Source organism: Aquiflexum balticum DSM 16537 (assembly GCF_900176595.1).
Lineage (GTDB): Bacteria > Bacteroidota > Bacteroidia > Cytophagales > Cyclobacteriaceae > Aquiflexum > Aquiflexum balticum.
The window spans coordinates 2,301,726-2,314,797 of record NZ_LT838813.1 but is presented as its reverse complement, the minus strand read 5'-3'; the positions used below and the strand labels follow the sequence as shown (position 1 = coordinate 2,314,797).

Below are 13,072 nucleotides of genomic sequence, written 5' to 3'. Positions count from 1 at the left end.
GATAGGCTTCTCCATTTGTAAAAATTTATTTCAAACCTATCAACTTAACAAAGAAAATTTGATGGATTATTTCAAGACCGTCAAATTTTGACTGATTTTTTTCTCCAATCCAAACCTTGAACTCCTTATCCACAACGTCATGGTATAGTTGCCTACTGGAATATACTTTCCGTTTTTCATGCCATCCCATTGGCAAAAAGCCAGCCTTGACTGTACATCCTTTCCTTCGCAAAAATAAAATAACTCCCCTTGTCTGTTGTGAATCCACAGTTGGGCAAAGTCTACGGCATCATTCACAATTATCTCAAAAATCTTATCAGGATCGTTCAAAACCATCGCATTGGGGAAAACGAATTGAAAAGTACAATCCTCAAATGTCGAAAATGAAGCTTCAAAAACACACCCGTCCTGATTAGTGACAAACAGCGAATACTGTCCTCCTCTGTTCAATTTAAGAGTAGGTGAATCAGAAATAAATTCACCTTCAAAAAACCACTCATAGGAGACAAAACTCCCCGGGTCTACTATTTCACCATATCCGGATTCAGAACAGATAGAATAAGATGCTCTGACTTCCGGCCTTTCCTGAGATTCGCTTTCCAATACCAAAATCAAATCACGCCCTATTTCACAACCAATTCTATTGTAAACCACTGCTTCATAGGTTCCCACCAAGCCAACATCAATCTGTTTTTCATTTGCAAACTGAGTTAAAGTTGATTGAACTCCGTTCAGATCAATGTAAATCCATTCTATTCTATCTACTTCTTCAAAATCACTTTCCAAAACAACAGTAGTCAAAAGTCCCCCGGGACAAATCAATCCTGAGGTCAATTCAACATCAACTTCAAAAACTGGCTGCGTCACCTCAAATAATTTGGGATTGGATTCACAAAGTGCACTGCCCCTAGGCTGAACATTCAAATAAAACTCCCCATACCCTGTTGGATACCACTGGACTCCTCTACCAACTATCTCAAAATTTCTGTCATACCATCGGATAGATAAATTTGAAGGATCCGTACCGAAAAGTTCTGCTCTGTACAACTTGTTACCAAAGCAATCCTCACTTTCAAGTACTGGTTCAAAATTTGGCTGGTTAATCAAAACCACTTCGAATTGCTGACTCCTGGGACATAGGGCCGGTTCAATTTCCGTACTTCTTCCCAAGACTTGATATATCCCAGGCACATCAAGTATAAAAGATTGTCCCGCCTCCTTGGAAACTTGTTCCCCGGAAGGATAAGTCAATATAAAAAGAAGGTTTTCCTCAGTGGCCGGAACAAAATCCATTGAACCGCAAACATTCACTACTTCCGGGATTGAAAATGAAACAAATTCTTTGATAGCGATATCGATGAAGGATTCTTGAGGTAGCTTGCATCCCGTCTGTGAAATTATTTCAATGGCATACTGACCACCCGGAAGATCAACCTCAAAAAATGAAGCGTTTGAAATTGCCCCGCTCAATGACAGGGCTGCATTTGCTTCTACTATCCTATATTGACCTGTGAATGGTCCATTCAAAAATTCAACCCTGATAGACCCATCCATTTTACCGACAGGAGTACACGATTCCTCAAATTCAGTTACTGTAAAAAGCATTTCTGGAACAGGGCTACTATTGGGGACAACGATCACTTCATTTCTACTGCATCCATCCAACTGTGTTTCAATAGTGTAAATACCAGGATAAAGATTTTCAAATAAAACCGATTCTCCCTGAGCTAAGTTATTGGCAGAGAATGTCAGTTCAGGAATTCTCAATAACTCAATGGGTGAGTCAGCATTAAACCTAAAACTGCCATTAGGAGAATCGCAATCACCAGCGGGAAAAACATCTGAAATATTGAATTCCACCCTTTCATGAATTGAAAAATAAATATCTCTTTCTGAGACGCAATTTGGATATTGATCATCCTGATTTCGAAAAACCACTCTGTAGTTACCCGGTCCATCCAAGTCGGTTTCAGAATCCAGTGTTAATTCATAAGCCGTCCCAACTGAATTCAATGGTGAAACCCCAACTTTTTGAATCAACCATTCCCCGATCAAAGGGGTATCTACAGAAATATTTATGGAATTTCCCTGACAAATTTGGTCATTGGAGATCAATAAGGAAAAGTCCCGCGGGGGACCGACATAGGTATTCCCGTTAATCTGACAATCAGTACCTCCTGAGGAATTGGACAAATACAAGGTAATGAAATATTGACCTTCTTCATGGACAGTTAATTCATTTTGATCTCCTACAAGTACCCCTGCCGGATTTCTCCATTCAAATATATAGGATCCAATATTGGGAGTATTGGGATTTATAGCAGTTATTATGGCTGGTTCACTTCCGCAAAGTAGATAGTCAGGTTTTAGAACAAGTTCAGGACCTTGGATGACTGATAATGTTTTGGAACCGGTATAAATAATATCATTCCCCCTCCTCACATTCAGTGAGATGTTATAATTGCCAAATTCTGAAAATTGGACACTTATATTTTGAAAAGTTGCCCCGCCATTTCTGGAAAAATGCTCCTGTCCGGAGGAATTGGTAATTACCCAATTATAAACATCTGTTGCAGGATTTCCTCCTCCGGAAAAATCCGCAATCGCACTTCCGAAAATTATACAGAGATTGTCAGGGCCAGTCAGCTCTGGGGTTGAATTAAGCCCATAGAAAGTATGGTCATTCGGATTGTTATTTTCAATATTTTTCCCAAATCCTGATCCTGATAAAAATATCAAGACACAAATAAAAAGGCATTTCATACCTTTCAGTCCTAAAAAGTGACCATAATTCCCCATAAAACAATTCCTATTAGTTGATATTCAGCGAGATAGTGAGGAGTAGTATGTGTTTTTCATATTCCCCTCCTCCGCTCAAACTTAACAAAAACAATACCAACTAAAAACACCAATTGAAAATTGAATGAGAAAACCTGACCAAATCCAAGGAAGTCAAACAATGAATTATGCTTAATTTTTCCTACCAAATTCAGGAAAAGGATTTATAAAAAAATATTCCATATGCAACCTGCAAATAAATGTAATCAAACAACCTACCGAAAATTATTCCAAAACCATCAGATTACTAAAAGTAGAATTTGAAATTTTTTCAGAATTATTTCTATAAGTCATCTTCACAGAATAACTTCCCGGCTGAATGGTCTCTCCATTAAGATCCCCATACCAAATACAATATGGTTCGCCTTGACTCAGATTGGTTGTTGAACAATGGTAAACCAACTGTCCCCATTTATTATAAATCCAAATATCCAATTGATCCACCAAATAATTGGTATAGACCAAAAACGGCCTTTCGGGATCATTAATCTTCATGCCTGTGGGATGCTTTACCTCTACATTACATTCTTCAACCACCGTAAACGCAGCAGAATAATCACATCCTTCAAAACTGGTTACAGTCAATGTATAATTTCCAGCAACCTTGGGACTGAATGTTGGATCTTCAGAAATCAAGTCTGACTCTAAATACCATTGGTAAAAACTAAAAATTCCAGGATCAATAACCTCAGCGATTCCCAATTGAGCACAGATCTGATAGGTTTCATTCACTTCAGGTCTGACCTCATCTCTGCTTTTGACCACCAATATCAAATCCTTAAATAAAAGACAATTGATATCGTTAAATACTTCGACCTCATAGGTTCCTTCTTCTGACACAGCAATTTCATATTGACCGCTAAAATCTTCAAGAATTGAATACCTGCCCGAATGATCTGAAAAATACCAATTTATATTGCTGACCTGATTCAAATCTCCTTCCAAAGTTAAGGTTACAGTTTCATTGCCTGGACAAAAGGGAGTAGCATTTAATCTTGCATCCAATTCAACAACAGGCTTGATAACTTCGAATTCTACTTTATTTGGAGCCGGACAACCTTTACTGCCCTTTGGTCTTACTTCCAACGAAAATTCACCATAGGAAACTGGTTCCATAAATTCTTCATTTCCCACAAACTCTCCCTTCTCGTCAAACCAAAAGATATCAACTTCAGTAATATCTGTCCCGAATAAGTTGGCCCTAAAAACCAACCTTCCATTGCAATCCTTTTCATACAGTTCAGGCTCAAACCTTACTGCATCCGCAATCTCCACTGTCACCGTTTTGGTAATGGGACAAAAAGATTCTGAGATGTTGGATGGAAATGAAGTAAAAGAATACTCTCCAAATTGATCAATTATCAAAGGAATATCTTTTGAAACGGTAATCTGATCTCCATTTGGTCGGATAACTTCGTAAAAAAGATCCAATTCCGATTCCGGAAAATATTCAAAGCTTTCACAAATAATCAGCTTCTCCGGTAATTCAAAATCAGCAAATTCAGAATTTTCAGCAATTGAAACAAAAGCTCTCCCGATTTCACAATTAAGATCATTGAAAACAACGGATTCATAAGTTCCGGGATTTTGAATTGAAATTTGAGTCTGATCTTCAAAATCCTGCAATTCCGAAACATTCCCGTCCAAATCAATAAAATACCAAAGAATCCTGGAGGAAAACCCGCCCAAATCAGTCACTAGGGTAATTGAGGAATCCGAACCCGGGCAGAGTACTCCTGCTTCCATCAAGATATCCAAATTGACAACAGGCTTATTTACAATAAATGATTTTGGAGGCATGGGGCAGGATTCCGAGTTTTTTGGTTGTACATCCAACTTGAATTCGCCGTGGGAAGTCGGGAAAAGGATTTCACCTGTACCAACTATCTGATTGTTTTCGTTAAACCACCTGATATCGACCTTACTTGGATCCGAACCAAAAAGATTTACTTTGAACTGCTGATTGCCAAAACAATCCTTTGAAACCAATTCAGGTTCATATGCTACAGGAGAAGTCAAATTGACTATAAAACTGGATTCTCTGGGACAGAAAGCTCTCTCTAAATCAGCATCAATACCTTTCAGGGTATAAGTACCTTCTTGATTCAGAACAAATGATTCTCCTGCTTTTTTGATTTCTGTTGAATTATCGGGAAATGTCAAGGTGAAAATCAGATCCTCATTGGTATCGGGGATAAAATCAAATGTTTCACAAACGGTAATCCTTGTTGGCACTGAAAAAGAAACCTGTCCCTTACTTTCAATTCTGATTCTTTCAGGACTTGGATTTACACAACCTTCTTGATTTATAATTTCAAAATAAAAATTCCCGGAAGGACCCGTGAATTCAAACTCATTATTTTCTATTGCTCCTGACTGTATTGAAACTCCATTCGAATTGTAAATTATAAAATTCCTGCCTACCCCTTCCTCCAGCATTTTAACTTTAAAACTTCCATTTATCTTCCCTGTTTCATTGCAGGTTTCACCAATGATTTCTTCAAGTGAATAAAGCAAATCAGGTCCTGGATTTGAATGGGGTACAGCTGCAGACCTTCCAGTGGTACAGGAGCCTATTCCTCCGGATGCTCTATATACCCCAGCTTTCAAGCCCGATATCCTAAATTCCTCACCTTGCTTGAGATTAAATAAACGGGTAAGATTTTCATTATCTTTCCTTAATTGCACATAATCCAAATCCACTGAAGGAAGAATGACCAAAACTCCATCTTCGCTACCACAGGTTTCAGACCCACTTTCAAAATAAAAACGGAAACTTGGCTGCACAATTAAATTTAAAGTTACTGAATCTGATAATTTGCAATATTCATTAGCGCTATTATCAACTTCAAAAATAATATCGTAATTACCTGGACCATCCAAAACACCTCTTCTAAATACCAATTCATTACCTTCACCCAATAATTCCTTCACTTCAGTTCCTTCCTTTTGATAAAACCAACTTCCGAAAGCTCCACCACTTGCTGACACGGTAATATCCGTTCCGGAAAAACAAACCTCAGATTCACTTATGGAAATAGAATAATCTTTTGGCTGATACACAAAAGTAGAAAGACTTAAATGGCAAACTGGAGTACCTAGTTCTCCGCTTGTTTTGTTGAAATCTACCCTGTAATTATCAGGTTTATCAACTACTATCGAATTTTCGGTTCCAATAGTATTTCCATTACCATCAAACCATTCAATTTGATAGGAACTCACATCAGATTCAGGATTGAGCAATGTCAGGGTAGCTGTTCCATTCTCGCAAAGCAAATACGAACCCGCCAAGACCAAATCAGGATCAGGATTGATTTTGATTGTTTTTGTGCCGGAAAACATCTGATTTGCGCCTCTCCTTACTGTCAATTCTATATCAAAAAAACCCGCCTCAGAGAAAGTATGGTTAAAAGTTTGAAAAGCCCCAACCCTATCCACCAAAATACTTCCATCGGAATGAATGACTCTCCACCTAAAAACATCTGTAGACAAACCTCCTCCAAAGAATTCTCCAATTACATTTCCATTATACATACACAATTCATTCGGACCTGTGATGGAAAAATTTTCATCCGTCTGATAAAACATAGCATGTACAGACTCGAATTCTTCTTTTTCGAAGGCAGTTTTCAGAATGGATGCGAAACCTCCATTAGTAAATAAACCAAAAAGGACAATAATGAAAAGTGACTTTTTCATGTATATCTGTAAATTTATTTTCTGCGAGAATAGATTTCAAATCTACATGATTTTATCAAACTAAAAAAGAAAAATGTTATTTAAAATACATTTTTTTTTATTTGAAAAACATTTTACTGGATTTTTATTTAATTTTAAACCTAAACCAGGCACTTTTAACCTATTGTAATTCAATAAATTAAGTGATTAGGTTTCGCACGAAAAAATTACCTGACAAATCTCCAAACACCTTTGGAATCTTCTCCGGCAAATTCATATTTTTCATCATTAAACCCTTTCAGCAATTCGGGTTCAGTGATTTTATTTTTTATGATATGGTTTACCATCATTCCCCTTGCCTGTTTGGCAAAAAATCCGACCACCTGGTATTTCCCGTTTCTAAACTCCTGAAAAACAGGCGTGATAATCGGGCTTTTTATCTCCTTTTGATCCACGGATTTAAAATATTCCTGGGATGCCAGATTAATGATCGGGTCACCTTTAGCTACTTCATTGATTGCTTTTGAAATCCTTTTCCCCCAAAACTCATAAAGGTTTTTCCCATTTTTGTTTTCCAGCCTTATTCCCATTTCCAACCTATAAGGCTGCATCAGATCCAAAGGCTTTAGAAGTCCATAAAGCCCCGATAAAATCCTTAAATTATTTTGAGCAAAATCAAACTCATCTTTTGAAAAATTCTCCACATCAATATGTGTATAAACATCCCCCTTAAAAGCCAAAAGTGCCTGTTTGGAATTATTCAAATCAAAAAAATTTTGAAATTCGATGTACCTTTTTTTATTCAATTCAGCAAGATTGTCACTGATGTCCATCATCTTTTTTAAATCATGAACAGATTTTTTTTTCAAAATTGACACAAGTTCCAAAGTGTCTTTTTGAAAATCCGGAAGCGAGTGAAATTCGATATTGGTTGTACTTAGATCTAAAGTTTTTGCAGGTGAAATAAGAGTAATCATAATACTACTTTTGATAATTAATCAATAACCACTATTGATTTAATAATTTTATTTGATACGTTTTGTTTATTGCTTTTATATTGAACAACCACGGGGTATGTCCCAATAGGTACAATCTGTCCATTGACAGTCCCATCCCAAAAACAGATGCCAACTTCTCCGTTAATGTTTCTTTGCTCACAATAGAAAATCAGTTCTCCCCATCTATTGAAAATAAACACCTCCAATTCATCAATAAAATCATTGGTGTAAACCACAAAATGTTTGTTCGGATCGGTAGGAACAATCGCATCAGGGAATCTGACTCTCAAAGCACAATCTTCAATTATTTCAAAGTTGATGATAAACTCGCAACCCAATACATCTGATACTACCAATTCATAAATTCCAGGAAGTGTTGGAGTGAAATTTGCTGATGTGGCAAGGGTATCGCCATCCAAAATCCAAGCATAGTTATCAAAGCTCCCCGGATCAAGTATGGTCACAACATCTTCTATCGCACAAATAGTATAACTCGGCAAAAGCACTGGTGGTTCAACAAATGATTGGGTAATTTGAATCTGCTCTCTAGCCAATTCACATCCATAAATACTTGTAAGTACAACTTGGAAAACTCCATCTTCAAATACAGTAATTGATTCCGAGCCATCTTCTTCAGGCAGAGGAATTTGGGTATTCCCTTCAACTCTAAACCAATTAATCTCGGTTACCAAAGTAAAGTCGGCTACAGCAGTAATAACAGTAAAGGTATCTTCGGCACAGAATGGCAAAGCTTCTAATTCAAGATCCACACTGTCAATAAATTCCTCAACTTCAAACTCAATGATGTTTGTTGGACAAAGCCCTCCACTTCTTGGTTGAACTTCTACGGAATACAAACCTGCATTGGGCGGAAAAAACTGCTGATCCCTGCCCACGATTTGTCCTGATTCGTCTCTCCAAAAGAAATTGGCATTGTTCGGATTGAAACCAAACAAAACAACACTATAAGAAACACCCAAGTCACAATCTACAATAGGTTCGGTTAATGAGAAATCTATAGGGTCAGATATCTGAACCTGCACCAATACTATTTCACTAGGACATAAAATCCCATTCGGATCGAATGCCTGGAAAGTATATATACCGGTAAATTCCAAAATAAAGCTACCATCTTGTTCTTGCTGAATGGGGTTTCCTGTTGGTCCGATTACTGTAAAGGTAAGGTCTTGACCTGTTGGAGGCTCATAGACAAACCTACCACAAGCATTCAAATCAGTGGGAACTGAAAAAACCACCCTTTCTGCTATTTCAATGATATAGGTTTCAGTATCAGTAACTGCGCAGCCCAGTTCATCCTCCAATACCAGCAGATAACTTCCTCCTGCCAACTCAATGTTCAAACTATCTACATTAGCAAAAGTATCTGTGATTTCCTGTCCATCTTCCTGTCTGATGATACGATATGATCCCGATTGGGGACCTTGGGTAAACCGAACAACAAGTTCACCATTGTTTATTCCCGTGGGCGAGCATGTCTCAGGTGTTACTGACACTTCGTAATCTGAGATACCAGTAGGAGGATTCAAATTCTGTACAACTACAGGAAGTGTAAATTCACAACCTGCATCATTTAAAGCTTGTATTGTATACAATCCGGGCTCAAGATCTGTAAAAACCGGCAAAACATCACCTGCACTTACATTGGTGAATGACTGACCGGTTTCGAGTACCGTCACCAAATCAGCATCTCCCAACATTGTTACTTCGAAGCTTCCATTAGCCGCAAGACAATCATCGGCATCTGTCAGTACCACAGCTTCCATTGCAGGCAAAGGCCATACCAGCAGCTCTAACATTTTTTCCACCACGCATCCAGCTAATATCGGATCTTCTGTCACAAAAATGATTTCATAAATACCAGGAGATGGTAGAGTACTTGGAACTAATTGCAGTTCAAAGAATTCGCCTAAAGGAACTCTGTTTTGGGTTCCTTGGGCCTGATAAAACCATTCTCCGGATACAGGAGTGTCCGGAGCAAACACCACCAAAGATTCATCGTAGCAGACTTCTTCTGCACTTTGGGTGAGTTCAAACTCAAATGCAGGCCCAACAAAAACCGAAGCGGTCGAAGGGCAGGGATCAAAGAATTCAGGATCTGCATCTGCAGGAATTCGGTGAGAAACTATAACTGTGAAAATACTTTCTTCATTGACAAAAATGGTATTGGAATTTACATCACCAAACAATTGGCCTGCCGCATTTCTCCACTCAAAATCATATAATCCTTCTGCCGGATCATATCCATCTATAGCAGTCAGACTTATTGGGTTGCCCAGGCAAAGTGTCTCGGCCTGTGGCAAGGTGAGTTCAGGTGGTGCTACTACCAAAACTTCCAAAAATGCTTCATAAAAATCCGGATCTCCACACCTATCCACACGCAAAGTCACAGTGTAATTTCCTGGGCGCGAAAAATCATGCTCCAAGCTTTGAAAATTCTCACCGGGCCCTCCGAAATTGGTCAAATCAGCCTCTCCATCTTCATGGACTATTGTCCAGAAATAACTGTCAATATCGGGCTCGCCCCCACCTTCAAATAAGCCCAAAGCTCCTGAATTGGGATCTAGGCAAAGTCTGTCAGTTCCTCCTAATTGTGGTTCAGGAATACTGCTGCCTGATTGTTGGACAAAGGAAGGTAGACCCAAATTGGTGGTGCCTAAAAGCGTGGAAGTACCATTTTCAGTATAGGTGCTGTTATTACAATCTTGGCCGGAATTGATGGTCCCTAACACATTTTGTCCTGGTCTTGCAACATAAATCTGGCCATCAGGACCTATCTGTAAAGCTCCAAATGGACCCGAGGTGCTCAAAACATTTCTAACCGAAGAATTTAAAATGCAATTTTCTCTAGCTGCTCTTGTATTTGCATTTTCGAAACATTGACCACAAGCAGGGGGCGTATCACTGGTACTTTCCGGGCTTTGGATCAAAAACTCCTCAACCTTTCCACTGCCTCCACGGTAGGAAACATAAGCCCTGCTTCCGTCATTTGAAAATTCAAGTCCGTATATCTCATCATTATTACATCCCAAATCCAATAATGCATACTCTGTCATGATGCCGGTACTCTGATCAAAATCAAAAATCTCCAATCTACTGCAACTTCCATCCTGAATGGTGACAGCCACTTTACTTCCATCGGGACTGAACTTCATGGTGCCTACACCTGTATTGAATCCGTGATTGGACCCAACGGAGGAAAAAACAGGGCTACCGATGCCATGGATTGATACAGGATATGCTCTAAAGGTATTGTTTCCCAATTCATGAAATAAAACCCATGTTGTATCACCTGATGCCAAAGCAGCAGAGTGCTCTGTACTTGGGCTAAAAAGAAAGTTATCTTTTGTTACCACATTCCCAACACCCGTTGGATTCTCCACTTTAATATCAACCACTGAAAACTTAACCTGATTGCTTCCATCTGAGGCCTGTTGTGTCGTAAATAGGTAAAAAATAGTTTCATCCTGAGGAACAGGGACTGCCAAAACACTTTGGGTAGATTGATTGCTCCCTCCAATGCTATCCCCGTTTGCCATAAGGTTTCCATTAAGGTCCCACACGGATTCTCCATCTGTAAAGAAAAGTACCTGGCCGGATTCATCAGAAATAGTGGTGGTACCTGCCGGGATATTCTGGTTGTGACCAACAGGCCTGGGGACAGGACCATTTGGATCATTGGGGTCAGGATTGAAATCAAGCCCTGCACCGTCACCAAAATACCAAACATTATTACTTTGATCATCCAAATCCCAAATTCTGACCCTTATACTACCATAAGCATAGCATTCAGAGCCGGGTTCTCTTACAAGAACCCAATAAAGACCGGGAAGATCCACACAATTGTCCTTATCACTTCTCCACTCCCTTATATTGGACCAGAAGTATTCATAGTTTTCAGTTTGACCACCTTGCCCGCCTTGTCCGCCCTGTCCTTCACCTTGTTGAACTTCCAAAAGTGAGCCTATATCTACGCAAGCACCCTCACAGACAGTAGTGTCCTGTGTACTGAATTGTACCTGAAGATCGTTGGGTTTAAGAGTTATTGTTTTATCTACTGTAGTTGTGGATCCATCAGCAAATGTAACTGTAAGACTAACCTCTATACTTTGTTCTGATGTAGCTTCTTCGGGAATAAGGAGATGTTCTTGGGTAAAGTCAATGTCTATAGGAACTCCATCTTCATCAACCAATGGTGGCGTAAAAGTCCATTCAAAACTAACAGGTCTATAATTTTCCGGAGTGATTAAGCTGGTTAACTGAATCGGATTATTGGCACAAGGCTCATCTGGCGTCCAAGTAAAATCTACGGTCGGGTTGACATCTTGATTCGGTGCAAATTGAGGGAAAATCCGCCCACAGAAATCAGTCCCATCAAATGGGTCTTCATCCAATTCCATCTCAGCCAAATCCTCAATATCAGGATTTTCTACCCTGCCAATGAGTTGAGGACCACCAATTACTTCTTCATAGATATAATATAAATTGCCATCAGGGCCTACTTTGACATCATAAATTTGATAGACATTATTCTCAAGGGGAATCACTTCAGGATTTGCGGAGAGGTCGTTGGAAGGAACTCTTACCAATTCATCTTCTCTGGAGAAATAAATAAAATCCCCATCCGGTGAAAATGATGCCCCACCAAAATCACTTCCATTGCTTGATTCGGAAATAGACTCAACTGCTCCAAAATTTCCGCTTGCGGTATCAAAATCAATTACTTGAATGTCCTGATTAGGGTCTTCTGGAATTAATATGATTTTTTGAGAGGACTCGTCAAAAATCATCGCTTTTGGCGTGAAAGAAATACCTGTATTTGAAGTCAGAATAAATTCCCCCTCATTATCCCCTAATCTTCTGGAAACCAAACTGCCTCCTTCAAAACTGATCAGGTATGAAGGTGATTGTGGGGTTTTAACCACCAAGATGGGCCCAGAAACCGCTCCTGAAATCACTTGGTCTTTTGCAATGATTTCACCCAAAGGAGGTTCATTCCCGACTGCTTGTCCAGGTGCATTCATATCGATTAGCGCATATTGCATATCACCTGCAGGATTTAGATAAAAAATGTAATATAATCTATCTCCGTTTGGGTCATAATCCAATACTCCGACTGCCAAATCCTGATGCCCGTTAATATTGCCGTTTATCCCGGGCGCCACTCCCTCGAGAATTTCATTGTTGGCGTCATATACCAAAACTCCGTTGGAGTAAAAAACCACATTTCCCGAGATGGGATCAATGGCGACTATATTGTTGTTTTGTCCGATAATAACTCCTGCTGGAAGCTCCCTCACAATAGGGTCACCACCCTTTCCAAAAGAAAGAATATTGTTCTGACCTGTTCCGCACTCTCCAAAAATCCATTCATTGTTATTAAATCCCTGCGAAAAAGAGTTGCTCGAATACAGGAAAAAGCTTAGTAAAATAACTAACCTAAAAAATAAAATAAATTTTATGGAATTTATAAGGCTTTTCATAATTTACACGTTGCTTACTAAACAACAAAATGTTGCAAACGTTTAGAAGCTGGGTTT

At 39.0% G+C, this 13,072-nt stretch carries 4 protein-coding genes; all 4 read right to left on the bottom strand.

Features of this window, described 5'->3' with window-relative positions; all coding sequences use genetic code 11:
* Positions 1–66: 66 nt before the first annotated feature.
* Positions 67–2,763: a hypothetical protein gene (locus B9A52_RS09905; protein ID WP_157370118.1), complete on the bottom strand. Its 2,697-nt coding sequence runs from the start codon at positions 2,761–2,763 to the stop codon at positions 67–69.
* Between the two features lie 300 nt (positions 2,764–3,063).
* Positions 3,064–6,537 carry a hypothetical protein gene (locus B9A52_RS09900; protein ID WP_084120227.1) on the bottom strand — a complete coding sequence of 1,158 codons (3,474 nt, stop codon included), beginning with the start codon at positions 6,535–6,537 and terminating at the stop codon, positions 3,064–3,066.
* Positions 6,538–6,743: 206 nt separating this feature from the next.
* Positions 6,744–7,493: a peroxide stress protein YaaA gene (yaaA, locus tag B9A52_RS09895; RefSeq protein ID WP_084120226.1), complete on the bottom strand. Its 750-nt coding sequence runs from the start codon at positions 7,491–7,493 to the stop codon at positions 6,744–6,746.
* A gap of 17 nt (positions 7,494–7,510) precedes the next feature.
* Entirely contained in the window at positions 7,511–13,015 is a 5,505-nt protein-coding gene (locus B9A52_RS09890) for a T9SS type B sorting domain-containing protein (protein ID WP_084120224.1), read from the bottom strand.
* Positions 13,016–13,072: the final 57 nt, after the last annotated feature.

What these genes read in the sequence shown, in the direction of transcription:
- B9A52_RS09900 (WP_084120227.1), bottom strand. Translation starts at nt 6,537, where the DNA reads ATGAAAAAGTCACTTTTCATTATTGTCCTTTTTGGTTTATTTACTAAT.
- B9A52_RS09905 (WP_157370118.1), bottom strand. Translation starts at nt 2,763, where the DNA reads ATGAAATGCCTTTTTATTTGTGTCTTGATATTTTTATCAGGATCAGGA.
- yaaA (WP_084120226.1), bottom strand. Translation starts at nt 7,493, where the DNA reads ATGATTACTCTTATTTCACCTGCAAAAACTTTAGATCTAAGTACAACC.
- B9A52_RS09890 (WP_084120224.1), bottom strand. Translation starts at nt 13,015, where the DNA reads ATGAAAAGCCTTATAAATTCCATAAAATTTATTTTATTTTTTAGGTTA.